This is a genomic window from Paracoccus sp. N5 (assembly GCF_000371965.1).
Classification (GTDB): domain Bacteria; phylum Pseudomonadota; class Alphaproteobacteria; order Rhodobacterales; family Rhodobacteraceae; genus Paracoccus.
The window spans coordinates 403,053-421,390 of sequence record NZ_AQUO01000003.1; the positions used below are offsets into that span (position 1 = coordinate 403,053).

An 18,338-nucleotide genomic window follows, 5' to 3' on the forward strand; every position below is an offset into this window, starting at 1 on the left:
GAATGAGGCGGGTTTCCCCGCCCCCGGATGGCTCAGGTCACTCTGCCGCCATCATCGACGCGGGGTTCTCCGGCAGATCAGCCGTGAGGAAGGCCGGGAGATCGACATCCTCGGGCTGGCCCGCGTCCTCCCCCTGCCCTTCTGCGACGTCCTCGCCATCGGGTGCGACCAGATCAGCGCGGCGCAGGACCTCGGGCAACCAACCGCTGCCCTTGAGAAGCCGCTCGGCCTCGGTCGCCATCTCGCCCTTCTTCAGATGATCGAGAAGCTGCGCAGTTCCCTCCCCCTTCGCCTCGCGCACAGCCTCGAGGATCCGGGCCTTCGGCACGCGGTTGAGATAGCGATCGACCGTCGGCTCCCAGCCTGCCTCGACCATGTCGAGATCCACCGCGCAGGCCACGAGATCGGCATGCGCCATGCGGCGGGTCAGACCGCTGGCGGAGACGCCCGCACCGTAAGGGTTCACCTTCTCATGGAGCGCGTTGATCCCGAAGCTGAGGCAATGCGCGAGAAGCGCAAGGCGGCTGCTCTGGTCGAGCGTGGTCAGAAAGTCCCAGAGTGCGGCGTCGTCGCCGAGGGGCAGATCGGCCTCCCAGGCCGCATGACGCTCATCGACCAGCTTGGCCACGACGCTGTCCTTCAGATCGGGCGCCTGGGCCGACATGTAGACGTGTCGGACGGAGGCTTCGAGGCAGCTACCCGTCGCAGAGGAGGTGCGGAAGGTGTCCGCCACCAACTTCAGGAGCAGGAGCGTCAGCGCAACGTCCGGCGACCGCCCGATGGCCTCACGCAGCGCCAGGGTCCGGTGGGCCGTCAGTTCCATGACCAGCCGTTCGGGCAGCGGCTTCAGCGCCCCGTCGTCTTCCTCGTCGGACGCGTCCGCGCCGATCGGCTGGCCCGCCGTGGTGATGACGGTCCCCCCAGCGGAGGCTGCAGAAGGCGTCCAGCCAGAACCACCAGCATCACTCCCCTGCCCCATGGCATCAGCGCCATCGCCATTCTGGACCGCGGTCTCCTCGCGCGGCTCATCTTGGGGCCGGACATAGCCGCGATAGATCGCAAGGCTGCCATCCCGATCCAGCGTTACGAAGACGCCCGCGCGCGGGATCTCGGCCTCATCGTAGATCAGAGGCCGCCGTTCGATCGCCTCCATCGCCATCTCGAGCTGCCCGAGCCAGGCATCGATCTCCTCGGGGTACTCGTCCTCGCCGGAGTATTCTTCCTCCAGCGCCCGATACTCGGCGAGGAGCCTCGCGTGACCCGCGCTTTCCTCGTCGGTCATCGGCGCGGGATCACCGGCCAGACGCCGCAGACCGTGGCTGTAGCCATAGGGCAGGTCGGTCGCCACCTCGATCCACTTCCAGCCCTCCGAGACCAGCGCCTCGGCTTCGGCCTGGAGCTTCTCGGCGACCAGCCGGTCGAGCAGGGCAGGGTCCTCGAGCCAACCGCCATCATCGCCCTGAAAGAGATCGCGCAACACGACACCGCCGGCCGCCTCATAGGCATCGACACCGACGAAGACGGCGCGACGATCAGACGCCCGGACCGAGGTCTCCGTGAGCATGCGCCGGATGGTATAGGGCTCCTTGTTCCAGGAGTTCTTCACCGCATCCCAGACCTGCGCCTGACGCGCATGATCCGGGTTCACGGTGAAGGCCATCAGCTGTTCGAGCGTCATGCCGTCCTCTGCATAGACCTCGAGCAGGGCAGGGGCCACGGAGGCGAGTTTCAGGCGCTGCTTGACGATCTGCGGCGTGACGAAGAAGGCCGCGGCGATCGCTTCCTCGCCCTGGCCCTTCTCACGAAGAGCCTGAAAAGCGCGGAACTGGTCCAGCGGGTGCAGAGCCACGCGCTGCATGTTCTCCGCCAGCGAGTCGTCCTCGGCGAGGATCTCCAAAGCACGATCCCGCACGATACAGGGGATCGGCACGGTCTTCGCTAGCCGCTTCTGCTTCACCAAGAGCGATAGCGCTTGGAAACGACGACCACCGGCCGGGATCTCGAACATGCCGGTCTCGACCCCATCGGCATCAAGCATGGGCCGCACGTTCAGGCTCTGCAGGAGCCCGCGCCGGGCGATGTCATCGGCCAATTCTTCGACCGAGACGCCGACCTTGATGCGCCGCACATTGGACTGGCTCAGCACCAGCTTGTTGAAAGGGATGTCCCGCGACCGGGACAGGGTGATGTTCTGGGCTGCTTTCGCCATCAGATCTTCTCCACGACGGGCGCCGGAAGCCACTCTCCCGATCTCACTCACCGTCACCCCTCAAACCCCCAACCTTTCCCTCTGTTCGTTCATCGTCTCGCGACCTGTCATGTAGTTCACAGCTGTGAACTCTCGTCCCGCTCGAGCCAGTTCACAGCTGTGAACATTATGCCGCGGTTCGCCGGGACATCAGCGCCATGATCATCGGCCCGCAAGAGAACTCGCCCGCTGCCGCCTTCGATGTCAGCGCGCGGAGGTAGCCACCGGGCGATCGGATGTCGGCAAAGCGTTCCAGCATGGCCACAACTACGATGGATGCCTGCTCAGGGCCCATGAACCGTTGCGCTTCTTCCCAAGCGGACGCACTGATCCCCATGGCCGGCCGCACATGGCAAGCGGCGTCGAAAAGCTGATGCCAGTGGCGGATATCGCCCTGGTAGAAGGTTTTAAGCGACGGGCAACCCGCGATCACCAGATGGAGCGGAATCTTTGGCACGCGTCTTGTGTCCGCTTCTTCCACGTCAGCAACAAGTGCATCCGTTTCAAGATCTGGCGCGCCGGCTGCCGCCCCGCCTTTTTTCAAGGCAGGTTCAAGATCTATAGATTCTTCATTTGAATTATGATGATGGCGCTCAAACTGGGCACCATTGGTGTTCATTTCTTCTGTTTCAGGCCCATCAATGACGTTGCGTGCATGATCAAGAAGGGCTTCGAGGTCGATCCGATATGCGGAGAGCTCTTCAAGCGTGAGCTTGCGGCGCAGGGCGCGCGCTGTGAGGACAGCCTTGTCGCGAAACTGATCCCATAGGCCAAGGCCTGGCTGGATTTCCTCTCCAAACTCCGCGAGGGCAGCGAGATCGCGCCGCATCAGGCTCACGACCTCCCGCAGTCGCCGCACACGGTCCTCGGCCTCACGCACGGCCTCTGCGGCCCGTGCAATCTCCTCGGTCCGACAGTAGAGCGGCGACAGGTCGAACCCAAAAGCCACGCGCTCTTCGCCGTGCTTGCGGACATATCGCTTCCCGTTGGGGCTATCGCGCCGCATGAGCAAGCCTGCCTCGACAAGGCGCGCCAAGTGTCGGCGCATGGTGGAGCAGGGCATGCCATTCAGGCGCTCGCAGATCGCCTTGTTGGACGGGAAGACGACCATTTCAGCGTTCCCGCCAAGCGCATCGTCCGGGAAGAAGCTGAGGAGACCCTGCATGACCGTCAGATCACGTTCCGTGACCCCAAAGGCCGCTTGCGCCTTGGACAGTTCGCGCAGGAGTTCCCACTTGTTGATGGGCTTGCCCGGAACAGACGCCTCAGGTCGCTCGACCACGCGCAGATGGGCGTGCGAGATCGGCCGCATAAACGGCGAAATCGGTGTGTACTCCATGATGTCAGTTCACGAAGGCATAGAAAGACCGTTCCGCGAATCACATATGACTTGCGGTTTGCGCGCTGGCCCACTACCTTGAAGGTGCTAAGATCAAAGTTGGGGTCTCGTGGAGCGCAAGCTTTGCGGGACCTTTTCTTTAGCCTGTACCGTGCCTCCTTTTTGTTGCTGCTCTGCCTCTCTTCATGTCTCGCGTCTCCAGCGATCATGAAGCTCGTCGAGGACGTGCTGCGCACGGGCGTCGAGCCACTGCGCAAAGGCATCGTCCACATCCGTAAGGTCCAGCCTGACCGCCCGAGCCGACCGCTTTATGGCGCCCGCAGGCGCGCCATCGATCAAAAGAGGCGTCGCTTTGGGTCTCGGCTTCCTGCCAAGAGAAGGACCAGTGGTCTTCTTCACATGGCGGACAACGGCTTCAAATGCCGCGACCGAAGGATCAAGCTGGGGCTCCTCTTCGGCCTGTTCGACTGCAGCCGCTTTGCCTCGGGCATCACTTGCAACACGGCAAAGCTCGTCCATGCCCATGCCGGTATTGGAGAGTTCCTTCGCCAACGATTCCCATCTGGGGCGCCCGATTCCATGAGCCGGTCCAATCGCACGGGCCAAGTCGGTCCCGATCGACTTGGCAACCGAGATCGACATCGACACAGCAGAACGGGTCACATTCAGCACTTCGGCAATCTGAGCCTGCGAACCAAAGCCGCTGGCGAGCAGCTCCTGGGCGAAGAGGGCGCGTTCGATATAGCTCAGATCGCGCCTTCCAGTGTTTTCGGAAACCTGGGCACGCAGCGCGGCCGTGTCGTCTAGGTTAGCGATAAGCGCTCGAACCTTCTTGACCTTGTCGGAGGCACGAATGGCCTCAAGACGGCGGCGTCCATAGACGAGCAGATAGCGATTGGTTTCGGTCGGGTGGCGCCTTACGAGTATGGGGACGGTCTGGCCGTTCTGCTCAATCGACGCACGCAGATCATCCACATCCTTGGGGTCGAGGCGATCCGAATACCTCTCGTCCTCGATCTCGACCGGGTCGAGTTCCCAGACATGATGGGCATCTACGGCATCACGTGCGGAGCGCAGGGCCCTATTGCTTGACATCATGCTACCCGGGGCAGGGGGCGTCCCCGCTGCTGCCAGACTGTCGAGCATGGACATGCGCTTCTTCTTGCTGTCAGTCATCAGCGCCCCCAGGTTTTCTGGATGAGCTGGGCAATCTCATCGTTGACGGCATTCAGGCTTTCAATGGCACGGTCATAGGTCGTCCGGGTGAAGGCGCTCCGTTCGACCTCGTACAGGGTCTGCTTGGTCAGGCCGGCATCCGAGATGGCCGTCGACTTGAGCAACGGAGCGTTCAGGACCTTGTCGCCATACATTGTGCGCAGGAAGGCGACGATACGGTTCTGTGGCGCATCCGTCGGCTCGTAGCGGGTCAACAGATAGCGCATCCAGTCATGCGACATGTCGGCTCCGCTATCGGCGATGACATCCATGAGGTCGGCCGTCATCCTGAGGAACTGGCTCATCGACATCACGTCGAGCATCTCGGGATGGATCGTCACAAGAACACCCGTCGCGGCAGACAGCGCCGACATGGTCAAGAACCCGAGCTGCGGAGGACAGTCGATAACGACGACATCGTACCGATCATCGACCTGCGCCAGCGCTTCCTTCACACGGAAGAAGAACAAGCCCGCGTTGCCGCGAGACAGAGCCCGCGGCGTTTCGTGCTCGAACTCCATGAGTTCGAGGTTTCCGGGAATCAGATCCAAGTTTGGTATGTAGGTCTTGCGGATCACCTGGGCGATCGGAACAGGATCTTCGTAGCGGATCGCATCGTAGAGCGTGCCGCCGTCAAGCAGGTCAAATTCCGGCTGAACCCCGTGCAAGGCCGTGAGCGAGGCCTGCGGATCAAGGTCGATCGCCAAGACACGGTACCCCTTGAGGGCCAACCGTTGAGCAAGATGCGCCGAGGAGGTTGTCTTGCCGGACCCACCCTTGAAGTTCATCACGCCGATGATCTGAAGATGGTCACCTGCGCGACGACCAGGCAGGTAGTCTCCCGGCTTGCGAGCCGTTTTCTCCAGCAGTATCCGTAAGTTATGAACATCTTCGGCCGAGTAGTGCCGTCGGTTCCCCGATGAGACTTCGGGCGAAGGCCCCTTGCCATCAAGGTGAAGCTTTCTGAGGTATGAGTCGTTGACGCCCAGCAGAGCAGCAGCTTCCCCTGAGGTGAATTTGCGCATAGTCTTGGAAGCGTCGGGCGGGAAAAGGCTCTCACGCTGCGAATGCAGTTGCGCCGCCAGCAACTCAGAGTGCTGACGGATCACAGCGTTCAGGTCTTCCGGTGTATTGGCTCTGCTCATCTGCCCTCTCGCGTCCGTGTCGTGTTCACGGATTTTGGCGTTTAGTCGACCTTTTCCGTGACTATTGGCGGAGGACTCAGATTCGTGCAAGCACTTTCTAAATCTGGTGTCAGTCGCTTAGCGACGCACAAGAGTCGCTTGGGTGCGAAGGAGGACTTGTCCATGCGACCAGTGTGATATACATCAGTGGCCGTATATCCACACAGGAGGTCACGATGCAGGTCGCAAAATGGGGCAACTCGCTGGCCGTCCGTCTGCCCGCGGGGCTTGTCCGGGAACTTGGCCTCAAGGAAGGCGATCAGATCGACCTGATCAAGGACGACGGCCAAGTCAGAGTTCGTCGTCTGGCGCGTGCGGACGAGGTGCTGACGGGTCTGCGCCGCTTTCGGGGCAAGCTGCACGCTTCAGAACGCCTGAGCCGCGACGCTGCGAATGAGCGCTGAATTCGCGGACACGAATGTCGTTCTTTACCTGCTCGACGACGGCCCGAAGGCCGATCGAGCCGAGGCCATCCTGGGGCAGGAGCCCCGGATCAGCGTTCAAGTCCTGAACGAGGCGCTGGTGAACTGCCGCCGCAAGGCTGGCTTGAGTTGGGAGGAAGCAGCAGCATTTCTCGAAGGCGTGCGCGCCCTGTGTCCCGTCGAAGATCTGACTGTGCAGACCCATGACATCGGCCGCGCCTTGGGGGAACGCTACGGCTTCTCAATCTACGATGCGATGATCGTGGCCAGCGCTTTGGTTGCAGGCTGTACCACGCTGTGGAGCGAGGACATGCAAGATGGCCTGCTGGTGGAAGGCCAGCTTCGCATCGTCAACCCCTTTGCATGAGCGGACAGTCTCCGAGCATGGCGCTGGCCATAGCCCTGCAATCCTTCCATGGCGCGGAAGATTTGCAAGGTTGTTTGGCTATCCGAGCAGCCCCAGCCTCTCAGCCCGTTCCAGCAGCATCTTCACGGATGACGGTTGCCAGCTTGTCCGCCCACGGGGCGTGCGCTCGCGCATCGCTTCCAGCCGGGTGCAGATCGCCTGAAGCGTGATGTCGGGGTCCGCGCCCTTGATGGCAGCGACGATGGCAGGCAGGCGGTCGTCGGTTTCGCGGCGGTTGGCGCGGTCCAGTACCGTAGGCGGTAGGAAGCCGTCCCGGACATAGGCGTTGACCGCGCGCAAAAGGCGGCTTTGCGTCCATTGGCGCTCGCGGGGCAGGGGGCCGTTGACGATGCGCACTACGTCTTCCCAGGCCAAGTCCGGGCGCAGGCGACGGACATGGGGAACCCAGTCTTGCGCCGTCTCGTTCAGGCGTTCCATATAGCCCTCCTGCCGGGCCAGCCGCACCTTGCGCAGCGCCGCCGGATCCCGGACGCGCAGGCCCGGATTGCCGCCAACCCGGCCTTTGGTTCGTGCGCTGGCCAGCCCGGCCTTGGTGCGGTCGCGGATCAGGGCGCGCTCAAACTCAGCTGCGGCACCGAGGACCTGGAGGGTGAACTTACCCTGCGGGGAGGACGTGTCGATCGGATCGGTAAGCGATCGGAAGAAGGCGTTCTTGGCCTCCAGCCGTTCGATCACCTCGAGGAGGTGGGAGAGCGACCGCGCCAGACGGTCGATGCGCACCACCACCAGCGTGTCGCCCTTGCCGATCCGCTCCAGCACCCGCGCCAGCACGGGCCGCGCGCGGTTTCCGCCCGAGGCTTGTTCCTCGTGGATCTCGACGCAGCCTGCGGATTTCAGGGCCTGCGACTGGGGCAGGGGGGTTTGATCCTCGGTCGAGACGCGCGCGTAGCCGATCAGGGGCATCAAAACAGCCAGTTTGCAGTTTCATATACCGTCAATAAACGACCGTTTGTAAACGAATGCAAGAGGCGTTTCCCTCGTCGCGCTGAGTTCGGGAAGCCTTGTATCTATGGGCTGAAGCCCGCGAGAGGCGCTCCAGCGTTCTTGAAAAGACAGAGGCCTCAGGCGCCTCTATAGTAGAGAAAAACGCAGCCGCTCAAACTCCGTCGTCAAGGGCGCAAAATAGCTTTATAATGCGCGCATGAACCGATCTCGCCCTACAAACATGGACTATGACGAGATGCCTCTCGAAGACTTGGAGGCGTCCGAGGACCGGGATGACGCTGACCTCTGGTTCCTGCCAGGGCCGATGGAGGACGAACCGGTGTCGCGTTTGGTTCCCGATTTCAATTGAAGCGATTAGCTGAAACCTGAGCGGTCTGGTTGGAGCTTGGCATTTCAGCAAAGGCTCGACGGAAGGGCAGGGGGCTTACAGGCCTGCGGCCTTGGTCAGGTTCACCCGGAACCTGTCGCGGCGTCGCTGGTATCGGCGGGTCATCTCTGCGCTGGCATGACCAAGCTGCTTTTGAACGTAGCGCTCATCAACTTCCGCGCTGCTGGCAAGGCCTGCGCGCAGGGAATGGCCCGAGAACAGCCGCACGCGCTCGGCTTCAGGCAGATCAGGGCGTAGCCCGGCCTCGCGGGCGCAGGACTTGATCAGCCGGGCGACGTGCTTGTCCGACAACCGCTCGCTCGTAGCTTTCAGGCCGTTGCGTGACGTGGCGACGAAGATCGGGCCGAAGTCGATCCTTGCGTAATGCAGCCACTGCGTCAGGGCATGGACCGGGCAGGTCTGATCTGATGAGCCGCGGGCGATTTCGACCTCGCGCCAACCGGTCTTGCCGCGCAGGGTGAGGAGCACGCCGTCCTCCAAGATCTCGACCCAGCCGCCGGAGTCAGGCGTGTCATCCTTGCCGTGGTCGAGGCTGACAATTTCGGACCGACGCAGGCCACCAGCAAAGCCGATCAGCAGGATCGCCCGGTCGCGCAGGCCGCGCAAATCGTGGGGGAGGGTTGCCAGCATGTCGCGCAGGTCTTCCGGCAGAATGGCCTCTTTCTGTGCTGGTGGCCGTGCGTGCTTGCGGCGGATGCCAGCCAGGACGCTGGCAATGTGCCGATCTTTGCGGTCGAGCCGCTCTCCGCGCTGCGCATAGCCCCAGGTCAGGCCAGACAGCCGCCGTTCTATAGAGGAGGCCGAGAGGGCAGGTGCTTTGCCGCTCGGCGCTGCCAGATCGGCGATGTAGAGGCCGATCAGCTGGGACGACGAGGGGAGAGGGTCCGCGCCACGCATCCGGCACCAGCGCGCGAAGTGGGCCCAATCCTTGGTGTAGGCCTTCAGCGTGTTCTCCGACGCCGCCTGACGCGCATAGTCACGCGCCGTTTCGACCAGGCGGTCGAGCGTGCCCGAGCCAGCGACATGGGAGGGCAGGGCGATCGTGTCGCGCTCCGTATCAGCGCTGTCGTCCCGCTCATGGCGATCGGGACGTTCCGGGGGTTCTGAAGGCGATTTCTCGGGCGTTTCGGTCATACCGTCGAGCATACTCCCGGCACGTCCGATAATGCAAACTTATTGGACATTGTGGAGCCAACAAAGCTGCGGCGCTATTGGTGCATTTATCTGGTAGAAAGCGCCGTCACAATGTAGGCTGCCGGCATGAGAAAACCGCGCGCCGAGCCTTTGGAAACCTTGCCGATGCTGCCCCCGCTGCCGGGCTGGATCGGTGCTGCCCCGGCAGAAACCCTTGAGGCAGCGGCCTTCCGCTCTGGGGCCGCGCTGGCGCATCTGAGCCAAGTGACCGCGGCCGGGGATGTGCCTGTGGCGCTGTGGCGGGACCGCTTGGCTTTGGTGGCGGCCGGGAACTGCGCTGAAATGGCGGGGCGCAGGGAAGGGCCGGGCGCCTTGCGCGATGCTCTGCACCTGACGGGTCCGGGCGACGACCCCGGCCCAGCGGGACGGCTTTTGCAGCAGTGGTCACGCGCGGTGGCCCGGCCTGTCTCGGTCGCGCATCTGACCAATGCGCTGCAAGGGATCGGGGCCGAGCGGATCGCGCTGTGCCTTGATGCCATGGGGCAGACCCCGGTCGACCGCGCGGCGCATGTCATTGAGGCGGTGCTGACAGATCACCCGCGGGCCGAAACTGCGGTGCTGATCCTTGCCGATGCGGTTCTGGCAAAGGGGGTGGGGGCAACGCATGTGCTGCCACTTCTGGCGCTGACGCTCAGGCCCCGCGACCTGCGCCTGCGGGGCGATGATCTGCGTCTGGCCTGTCACCGCGCCGTTGTCTCTGCCGTCGGGCAGGCGCTGCAGCTGGCCTGCGATCTGGCCCGTGCGGCGGCCCGCCTTCGGGCGGTGGCCCCGAAGCTGCGCGCCAAGGCGGCGGGCCGGGCGGTCGATCTGTTTCTGTCGCGCGATGCGCTGGTGCCGGGGGCATTGGCCTTTATGTCGGATCGGGCCGCGCGACGGCTCTGCGACCGACTGGTGGCACTCGGCGCCGTGCGCGAACTGACAGGGCGGGACACGTTCCGCCTGTACGGGGTCTGAGCATGGGGCGGCGCGAGGACACAGAACTTGACCGCGAATTGGCCGTTCTTCCCCCTGAGTTGCGCTGGCGGGAGTGGATGCGCCGGATCGAGGCGGTGCTGTTTGCAAGTAGCGCACCGGTGGCGCGCGAGGATCTGGCGCGGGTCGTGGGGCAGGGGGCCTCGATCGATCTGTTGATCGAGGATCTGGCAGTGGATCTGGAGGGCCGACCCTATGAGGTGGCACAGGTGGGCAAGGCGTGGATGCTGCGCACGCGCGCGGCCTATGCCCCAGCGATCCGCGCTGCGGCAGATGTGGACAGCCAGGCGCTGAACCTGTCGGACTACGATCTGGCCGTGCTGGCGGCGATTGCGTATCACCAGCCGGTCAGCCGCGACGGGTTGAAGGACATCTTTGGAAAAGAGATCAGCCGTGACCTGATCGGCCGACTTGCCGAGCGGGACCTGATCGGCACCGGCCCCCGTGAGCCGAGACGTGGCGCGCCTTATACCTTCGTCACCACCGAGGCGTTCCTGGCTGCCTTCGGGATGGAGTCCTTGCGCGACCTGCCAGACCCCGAGCAATTGGACGATGCAGGCCTGGCAGGCCCATCGGGGGCCACGGAAGGTTAGGCGACCGGCCAGGCTTCAGCAGGAAATCGGCGACTTTGGTGAAGCCGGATTGCTGCCCGCAGCAAGGCGGCCAGATCAGGCTCTCTGGAGGAGGAGGCCGGCCCCGGCCCGGCAGTTTCGCCAAGCCGATCTCTGAGCGTCCTGACCAACCCCTTGTGGTTTTCGGAGGCGCGGGCCAGCCCGAGCCAGAAGGTCAGCGGGCCGCGTTCTGTGGGGTCTCTTACCTCGATCTGCCGCTCTGACAACCGCTGGAAGAAATTGTAGCGAACCCGATGCGACAAGAATGGGACCGTTGATGTCGCCGTTCTGACGGGCACTGGGTGTTTCATAAGCTGCACGGCAAGAGACTTCCGGTCGTCCTGCGCGCGCTCAGCGGAATCAAGGCGCAGCAGATCGTCGATCAGCCGCTCGAGGCGCCGGGCGCCCGTGCTTGCCGGGCCAGTCGGTTTTGCGAGAGGGGCGTCGCAGAAGGCGCAGTACTGTTGTGGCACGAGGCGAGCCTGACGAAATGGCGCAAGGCTCTGCCCACAAGACGGGCAACGGTCGCGCAAGCGGCAGCCATGGCGAAAGCAGGACACGCGGGTTGCCAAGGTCCAGCTCCGCCGGAAATAGGGCACCTCGTCTTCCCCCAGGCAGGAGGGACAGAACTGCAACCAACAGGACTGCGCCGTCGATGTCCCTGCATCTTGCGGCCGGGTCCGCAGCCGCAAGCGCAGGGTCGAGAGTGGACTGTTGGCCAGACAAAGACCGTCGATCTCGTCGGGGCAGATCGCCGTATGGTCGAGCAGCAAGCGACGAACAGAATCCGGCAGATGCCGGTCAAGTTGCGCCGACCATGTCTCGCCGGCCACCCCGAGCACCGCTCCAAAATAGCGCGGCGGCACACCATTGGCATGTGCAAGCCGATGCAGCCAGCTTGACAAAAGCTCCCCAGGAGCTGGCCGGACGTCCACCGGCCAGCGATGCCCCGCGGCCACTCTATAGCGGCGGGCCGGGGAGACGGTGATCCTCTGCGCACTGCTGGTCATGTCATTGAATGGCGCAAGGCCGAGTTCCGTCGCCGTGACAGCGGTATATAGCCGAGGGCCATGACGGTGCTGGACGTGATCCTTTCCTCACCGCTCTCAACAGCTGCCACCGCCGTCCGGGTGACGATGTCGACCACCTCGCCAATCAGCCCTTCCGACAGATCATGGATCATTTTGGCCAGGGGAGGTCGTGAGAGGTTTGAGGCATGCGCAAGCGGCATGCTGGCCTCGAGACTGTCGAGAAGCGTGGCGAAGTCTTCGTCGAATCCCCACCGTGACACTGCGACCGTATCGAACCGCGAGCCCATTTCTTCAGTGTCGTGCAATGCATCATAGACAGCGATTTCGCCGACAAGCACGGGCGAGATGTCATGCACGCGTGCGATCCGCCGCAGGAACGAGAAGATTGCCTTCACATCCTGTCGGCGTCCGCGCAGAACACTGTGGAATTCGTCGAAGATGAGCAGGCGCGGCTTGACGCTGTCGAGAAGATGATCGACCTGTTCGCTGGCGCGGGACAGGCTACGCCAGCCGGCAGCTTGCGGGGCGCGCAGTCCGGACAGAATGCTGGCGTAGAAATGCGACAGGCCTGCCCCCTCCCGGGTCTGGATCACCCAGACCCTTTGCCGGTCGGCACGGCGCAGATGTTCGACGGCGAAGCGTTCGGCGATCATGGTCTTGCCGTTGTGATAGGGACCAGCAATCAACAAGCCGCGTGGACGGAGTGATGGCGGGCGTTCCAACAGCTGCCGCATCGCATCATGTGCCGCAGAGGCACCGGGATGGCCTATCCAGCGTGGCGCCCGAATATGAGCAATGCGGGTGGCAGCATCCGCATCGAGCAACGCTGAGGTTGATGGTAGGAGATGGTCGGCCATGCTACCAGGTCTCCACAGGAAAGACGCGGCGGGGTCGGTCAGGTTCTGGTCCGGTATGGGTCGCCTCCGAAACCTGCCCGACATTTTGATACGCCTTCGGCGCGTCTGCGGCGTGTCGGGCCCTGGTCATTTCCCGCAGGTGAGCCTTCTTGGATTTGGCCCCGGCGACGGTCGCCGCGATTTCCCGGCGCAGAAGCGTCTTTTCCTGCGCCGGTCGTTGTTGGCTCTCACGCGTGCGCGCTCGGTCGGCTTCATGCTGCCAAAGGGTGATTGGCATGGTCACCCCATCCCGCCGCTTTACCGGACGCCAGATCCGCGTGTCGGGATCGGCGATGTAGATCCGGCTGATGTCCCGGGGGTCGTAGCATAGATCCAGAGGTGGCAACCGGTCACGGCGGGCGACGAGAGGGCCAAGCCATTGCTCGAAGTAGTCGATGGCGAACAGGCTGACGCCCTGGGGAGAGATGCGGCGTGTTGTGCGGGGGAGAAAGTTGAGCAGGACTTGGTCAGGATCATCGATCGGCCGGTCCGTCGGTGGAAGTCGCCGCTCCCATTCGAGGCGAGGCACAGTCAGCTTGCGCGCGTTCTGGGTCTGGTTGTGATCGATGATTGCCAGAGCGATGCAACGCTCGAGGGCCGCGAAGGTCAGACTTGCCCTCTCATCGGACGCATAGTCGCCGCGATCCGCGATCGACCGTCCGGTCTTGCCGGGAAGAGAGCGAAGCACCGTGTTCACTTTTCCGACGAGGCGTTCGACAACGCCACCCCGGTGAACCGTTCCCTTGTTCCGGGTGCGGACGGTTATGCCGAAGTCGGCGCATCCCGTCGTGAAGGTGCTGCTTTGAAACTCCTTGGCGGAGTCGACAACGATCTGCTTCGGGCGGCCGCACATTTCCCATGGGTGCGCAATCCCGCGTTCGGCCAGCCAGTCATCCTTGCGGCACATCGCGTGTGCCAAGCACAATGCCACCGAGAGTCGGGACGGGCGCTCGAGGGTGAGGCAAAAGCCGATGATTGCACTCGTCGCCACATCGGCGGCGATGGTGAGATAGGGTCTGCCCACGAAAACGCCATGATCGTCGATCACCTCGACGAACTGGATATCGGCCGGTGTGTGATCGATCTGGACGACGTCAAGGGCGTGTGCTGCACGGATGTATCCCGGACGCGGTTTCAGGCGGTGAAGATGTTTGCCACCGGAAAGCCGCCGCCGTGCGATCTCCTCGGGAGTGAAGATGATCGGAATCCGCTTGGCCACGGTGACATAGGCCGGGGGCTTGAAGCCTTGGCCGGAACAGCGCGCGCGGATCTCGTCGACGATGGGCGCGAGATCGGGTTGCTCTGGCTGCAGCCACATCTTTCGCAAAGTGTCGGAAATGATGGCTTCCACGCTGGCCGATATCCTCGCACGCCGCGCGCCATTCGTCCGAGGAAGAAGCGACGAGACACGGCGGTCCTCCCGATACCGGGCGAGGTGATTGTAGACCTGACGCGTCGAAAGGCGCAGTTCCACCGCTGCCCGGCTGACAGCCTCCCGCATCGGCAAGTCGCCATCGAGAACCCGGTCAAGTTCGCGAGCGATCCGAACCGCCTTCGACCAAGCCTCGTCTGAAGCGCGGTAAGCTGCCCGCTCCAAAGGCCGATCTTTGCTGAGTGCTGTCATGCCGCCGTGCCCTTCAAAACCTATTGAAGTCCATAATGAAATTGAAATCGCAAAGCAGAAACCCGCGCCACTTCCGGAGGTACCTTGCGGAAATCATGTGAAAACCACGCAGTGAAATCGTGAAGGAAAAGCGACACCGTCGCCATCGGCCGCGGCTGCGAGGATTGCGTCGTCTTTCACGCCAGCGAGGCCAAGACCCATGGCGCCAGCCGCGACGAGCTGCTGGAGGTGCTGGCCGTGGCCATCGAGATGTCCGGCGGCCCCGGAACCGTCTATGCCGCCAAGGCGCTTGCCGCTTTCGACGAGCTCTGAGCCGCATCGCGAGGAACCCTGCCCGCCCGCGGACGTTGGCCCCGCATCGGCGGCTGGCCCCGGCTGCGCCATGGCCGCACCCACCCTTCAAAGGCAGGACAGATGGCTGAGAACTCCTATGACACCACCCGCGGCACCGGCGGCGAGACGCAGCAGATCGGCAGCGGGCTGACCACCAACCACGGCATCCCGGTCGCGGACAACCAGAACAGCCTGCGCGCCGGCGCGCGCGGCCCGACGCTGCTCGAGGACTTCCTGCTGCGCGAGAAGATCTTCCACTTCGACCACGAACGCATCCCCGAGCGCATCGTCCACGCCCGCGGCTCGGGCGCGCATGGCTATTTCGAATGCACCGACCCGATCCCCGAGCTGACCCGCGCCAGCCTGCTTTCCGAAATGGGCAAGCGCACGCCGGTCTTCGTGCGCTTCTCGACCGTGGCCGGCGGCGCGGGCTCGGTCGACACGCCGCGCGACGTGCGCGGCTTCGCCACCAAGTTCTACACCGACCAAGGCAATTGGGACCTTGTCGGCAACAATATCCCGGTCTTCTTCATCCAGGACGCGCTGAAATTCCCCGACCTGGTGCATTCGGTCAAGATGGAGGCCGACCGTGGCTATCCCCAGGCCGCGACGGCGCATGACACCTTCTGGGATTTCGTCTCGCTGATGCCCGAGACGCTGCACACGGTGATCTGGGCCATGTCCGACCGCGCCATCCCGCGCAGCTTCCGGATGATGCAGGGCTTCGGCATCCATACCTTCAAGCTGGTCAACGACAGCGGCCAGTCGCATTTCGTCAAGTTCCACTGGAAGCCGCGGCTGGGGGTGCAGTCGCTGGTCTGGGACGAAAGCGCCAAGCTGCAGGGCGCCGACAACGACTATCACCGCCGCGACCTCTACGAGGCGATCGAGGCCGGCGACTTCCCGGAATGGGATCTGGGCGTGCAGATCTTCGACCAGGAACTGGCGGACAGCCTGCCCTATGACGTGCTCGACGCGACCAAGATCATCCCCGAGGAGGTCGTGCCGCTGCGCGTGGTCGGCCGGCTGGTGCTGGACCGCAATCCCGACAATTTCTTCGCCGAGACCGAGCAGGTGGCCTTCCTGCCCTCGAACGTGGTGCCGGGAATCGACTTCACCGACGATCCGCTGCTGCAGGGGCGGCTGTTCTCCTATCTCGACACGCAGAAATCGCGGCTGGGCACGACGAATTTCCACCAGATCCCGGTGAACGCGCCGAAATGCCCCTATGCCAACATGATGCGCGACGGCATGATGCAGACCCAGGTGCCCAGGGGCCGCGCCAATTACGAGCCGAACAGCCTCGACCAGGCCGGCGAGGAGACCGGGCCGCGCGCCAATGGCCAGGTCTTCACCACCGTCCCGCAAGAGGTCGAGGGCCAGAAGCTGCGCATCCGCGCCGAGAGCTTCGGCGACCATTACAGCCAGCCGCGGCTGTTCTGGCGCTCGCAGACGGCAAACGAACAGGCGCATATCGCCTCGGCCTTCGTGTTCGAACTGTCCAAGGTGGTGCTGGACCATGTCCGCAGCCGCGTGGTCAGCCACCTGCGCAATGTCGACGAGGATCTGGCCAGCCGCGTCGCCAAGGGGCTGGCCATCGACCTGCCCGCAGCCGCGGAGCCGTTCCGCGCGCCGGTGGACCTGCCGCCTTCGGACGCGCTGTCGATCCAGAAGAACTGGCAGGAGACCTTGCAGGGCCGCAAGGTCGGGTTGCTGTTCGGCGAGGGCTCGGACGCCGCCGCCATCGACGAGCTCATCGCCCGGATCGAGGCCGAGGGCGGCACCGTCTTCACCATCGCCCCCAAGGTCGGGCCGCTGAAGCTGACGGCCGGCGAGCGGGCGGCGGACGGCCAGCTGGCCGGCTCGCCCTCGGTGCTGTTCGACGCCGTCGGCATGATCCTGGCGCCGGACGAGGCGCAGCGCCTGGCCAGCGACGCGGCGGCGCTGTCCTTCGTCATGGATGCCCACGCCCATCTCAAGGCCATCGGCCATTGCAAGGGCTCGCAGGTGATCCTGGATCGCGCCGGCATCCAGGATGGCGAGGGCGTCGGCCCCTATGCCGACCTGCCCGAGATGGCCAAGCGCCGCTACTGGTCGCGCGAGCCCAAGCTGCGCGACCTGGCCTGAGCCCCCAGCATCGCCGCCGCCCGCGCGAAGTCGGCGGCGAAGTCGCTGCGCGCCGTGCGGGCCTCGGCGGCGGGCAGGCGCAGGATCAGGCTCGGGTGCCAGGTCAGCAGCACCGGGCCGCCGTCCAGCGCCGGCTCGACGCTGCCGCGCCGCGCGGTCAGCGGCGCCTTGCGGCCGGTCAGCGCCAGCGCGGCGCTGGCGCCCAGGGCGACGGTCAGGCGCGGCGCGACCAGCCGCCGCTCCTGGTTCAGCCACCAGCGGCAATGGTCGATCTCCGCAGCCGAGGGGTTGCGGTGCAGCCGCCGCTTGCCCTGCGGCGCGAATTTGAAATGCTTGACGGCATTGGTCAGCCAGGCCCGGTCCGGGTCCAGCCCGACCTCGGCCAGCACCGCGCGCAAAAGCTGCCCGGCGGGGCCGACGAAGGGGCGGCCGCGCAGGTCCTCGTGATCGCCCGGCGCCTCGCCGACGATCATCAGCGCGGCGTCAGGGTCGCCCTCGCCCCAGACGGTGCGGGTCGCGGCGTGGCACAGATCGCAGCGCCGGCAGGCCGCGGCCTGCGCGCGGGCCTGCTCCAGGGTCGCGGGCGCAGCCTCATCCGTCGGCAGCCGCAGCCGGGCGATGACCTTGGCGGCAAAGCCTGGCGCCTCGCTTGCTCCCGCCGCCGCCATGGCTGCGACGCGGCGCGGCGCATCGGCCAGCATCCGCGGCACCAGCCGGGTTTCGGGCAGGTTTTTCCAGTATTTCAGCGGCATCTCGGACCGCATCGCCCTGGTCTTGATCCGCGCCGGGTTGAAGATATTGGCGAAATAGGTCTGCCACAGCGCATGGCTGGCGTCGGGCGGCAAGTCCGGGCGCGGCACCGGCTCGGAAAACCGCAGCGCGCCGTCGAAATGCGCCACGCCCTCTGGGGTGACGATGCGCCAGTCCATGTCGGCGAAGCGGCGGGCGAAAAAGGGCGCGGCCGCCTGCAGGATCGGGTGCTCCGGCTCGAACCAGGCGGCGAAGCGGCGGCGCGGGCCGGTCGCCGGCAGCTCGTGAAAACGCAGGAAGGCGTGCATCTTGTGAATGTCGCGCCGCACCGACCGCGCCAGCGCCTGCAAGCGGATCACCAGCGGATCGGTGGGATCGGCCAGCAGGTCGCGCTGCTCCTGCGTCCGCAACAACGCCGTATAAAGCAGGCTCCAGCGCTGCGGATCGCCGTGGAATCCGACCTGCCGGCACAGCGCCAGGAAATCGGGCGTGGCGCGGACCGGATGGCCCCCCGGCGGCGGCAGCGGTTCGGCGCCGAACAGATCCGGCGCCGTCCCCGCCTCGGCCCAGGTCACGGCGCCCGGTTCGATGCGGGCGCTGGCCAAGCGGCGGGGGGGCCCGCGCCCCGCCCC

Annotated in this window: 16 protein-coding genes; 6 read left to right on the forward strand and 10 right to left on the reverse strand. The window is 64.7% G+C overall.

Going from position 1 to position 18,338, the window contains the following annotated elements; translation table 11 throughout:
• Positions 1 to 37: 37 nt before the first annotated feature.
• From PARN5_RS0121255 to repA, 4 genes are all read right to left on the reverse strand, one after another.
• Positions 38 to 2,209: a ParB/RepB/Spo0J family partition protein gene (locus tag PARN5_RS0121255; RefSeq protein WP_018001791.1), complete on the reverse strand. Its 2,172-nt coding sequence runs from the start codon at positions 2,207 to 2,209 to the stop codon at positions 38 to 40.
• Between the two features lie 166 nt (positions 2,210 to 2,375).
• Positions 2,376 to 3,587, reverse strand: coding sequence for a plasmid replication protein RepC (gene repC / locus PARN5_RS0121260; RefSeq protein ID WP_018001792.1), 1,212 nt, complete (start codon positions 3,585 to 3,587; stop codon positions 2,376 to 2,378).
• 183 nt (positions 3,588 to 3,770) lie between these two features.
• A complete protein-coding gene (gene repB / locus PARN5_RS0121265; RefSeq protein ID WP_018001793.1) occupies positions 3,771 to 4,763 on the reverse strand; it encodes a plasmid partitioning protein RepB in 993 nt (330 codons plus the stop codon).
• Positions 4,763 to 5,947: a plasmid partitioning protein RepA gene (repA, locus tag PARN5_RS0121270; RefSeq protein WP_026155654.1), complete on the reverse strand. Its 1,185-nt coding sequence runs from the start codon at positions 5,945 to 5,947 to the stop codon at positions 4,763 to 4,765. Before repA ends, repB begins: the two co-directional genes overlap by 1 nt.
• 215 nt (positions 5,948 to 6,162) lie before the next feature.
• On the opposite strand from repA, the gene PARN5_RS0121275 reads away from it, so the two are divergent.
• Both PARN5_RS0121275 and PARN5_RS0121280 read left to right on the forward strand, forming a co-directional pair.
• Positions 6,163 to 6,390, forward strand: coding sequence for an AbrB/MazE/SpoVT family DNA-binding domain-containing protein (locus PARN5_RS0121275; protein ID WP_018001795.1), 228 nt, complete (start codon positions 6,163 to 6,165; stop codon positions 6,388 to 6,390).
• Positions 6,380 to 6,775: a PIN domain-containing protein gene (locus PARN5_RS0121280; RefSeq protein WP_018001796.1), complete on the forward strand. Its 396-nt coding sequence runs from the start codon at positions 6,380 to 6,382 to the stop codon at positions 6,773 to 6,775. Before PARN5_RS0121275 ends, PARN5_RS0121280 begins: the two co-directional genes overlap by 11 nt.
• A 78-nt stretch (positions 6,776 to 6,853) precedes the next feature.
• On the opposite strand, the gene PARN5_RS0121285 is transcribed toward PARN5_RS0121280, so the two are convergent.
• Complete coding sequence (locus tag PARN5_RS0121285) at positions 6,854 to 7,738, reverse strand: recombinase family protein (RefSeq protein ID WP_018001797.1); 885 nt, start codon at positions 7,736 to 7,738, stop codon at positions 6,854 to 6,856.
• A 466-nt stretch (positions 7,739 to 8,204) separates the two neighbouring features.
• On the reverse strand, positions 8,205 to 9,314 hold the full coding sequence (locus PARN5_RS0121295) for a tyrosine-type recombinase/integrase (RefSeq protein WP_018001705.1): 1,110 nt from the start codon (positions 9,312 to 9,314) through the stop codon (positions 8,205 to 8,207).
• 114 nt (positions 9,315 to 9,428) lie between these two features.
• Between PARN5_RS0121295 and PARN5_RS0121300 the strand changes: the two genes are divergently transcribed.
• Complete coding sequence (locus tag PARN5_RS0121300; protein WP_026155625.1) at positions 9,429 to 10,316, forward strand: DUF1403 family protein; 888 nt, start codon at positions 9,429 to 9,431, stop codon at positions 10,314 to 10,316.
• A gap of 2 nt (positions 10,317 to 10,318) precedes the next feature.
• Positions 10,319 to 10,927 carry an SMC-Scp complex subunit ScpB gene (locus PARN5_RS0121305; protein ID WP_018001707.1) on the forward strand — a complete coding sequence of 203 codons (609 nt, stop codon included), beginning with the start codon at positions 10,319 to 10,321 and terminating at the stop codon, positions 10,925 to 10,927.
• Here the strand turns inward: PARN5_RS0121305 and PARN5_RS23790 are convergent.
• The 3 genes from PARN5_RS23790 to PARN5_RS0121315 are packed head-to-tail and all read right to left on the reverse strand — an operon-like array spanning position 10,924 to position 14,496.
• Positions 10,924 to 11,955 carry a TniQ family protein gene (locus PARN5_RS23790; RefSeq protein ID WP_081615053.1) on the reverse strand — a complete coding sequence of 344 codons (1,032 nt, stop codon included), beginning with the start codon at positions 11,953 to 11,955 and terminating at the stop codon, positions 10,924 to 10,926. The two genes, PARN5_RS0121305 and PARN5_RS23790, sit on opposite strands and share 4 nt — an antisense overlap.
• Positions 11,952 to 12,833, reverse strand: a complete 882-nt coding sequence (locus tag PARN5_RS0121310; RefSeq protein WP_026155627.1) for a TniB family NTP-binding protein — start codon at positions 12,831 to 12,833, stop codon at positions 11,952 to 11,954. The genes PARN5_RS23790 and PARN5_RS0121310 overlap by 4 nt, the downstream gene beginning before the upstream one ends.
• Before the next feature lies 1 nt (position 12,834).
• Positions 12,835 to 14,496, reverse strand: coding sequence for a Mu transposase C-terminal domain-containing protein (locus tag PARN5_RS0121315; protein WP_026155628.1), 1,662 nt, complete (start codon positions 14,494 to 14,496; stop codon positions 12,835 to 12,837).
• Positions 14,497 to 14,640: 144 nt separating this feature from the next.
• Here PARN5_RS0121315 and PARN5_RS23795 point away from each other — a divergent pair, with 144 nt between their 5' ends.
• Together PARN5_RS23795 and PARN5_RS0121325 are read left to right on the forward strand one after the other, a co-directional pair.
• Positions 14,641 to 14,808, forward strand: coding sequence for a carboxymuconolactone decarboxylase family protein (locus tag PARN5_RS23795; RefSeq protein WP_232419514.1), 168 nt, complete (start codon positions 14,641 to 14,643; stop codon positions 14,806 to 14,808).
• A 102-nt stretch (positions 14,809 to 14,910) separates the two neighbouring features.
• Positions 14,911 to 16,956 (forward strand): catalase, encoded by a 2,046-nt coding sequence (locus PARN5_RS0121325; RefSeq protein WP_018001799.1) that lies wholly within the window; start codon positions 14,911 to 14,913, stop codon positions 16,954 to 16,956.
• On the opposite strand, the gene PARN5_RS0121330 is transcribed toward PARN5_RS0121325, so the two are convergent.
• On the reverse strand, positions 16,917 to 18,338 hold a 1,422-nt coding region (locus tag PARN5_RS0121330; RefSeq protein WP_051071077.1), incomplete at its 5' end, for a UdgX family uracil-DNA binding protein. The genes PARN5_RS0121325 and PARN5_RS0121330 overlap by 40 nt on opposite strands.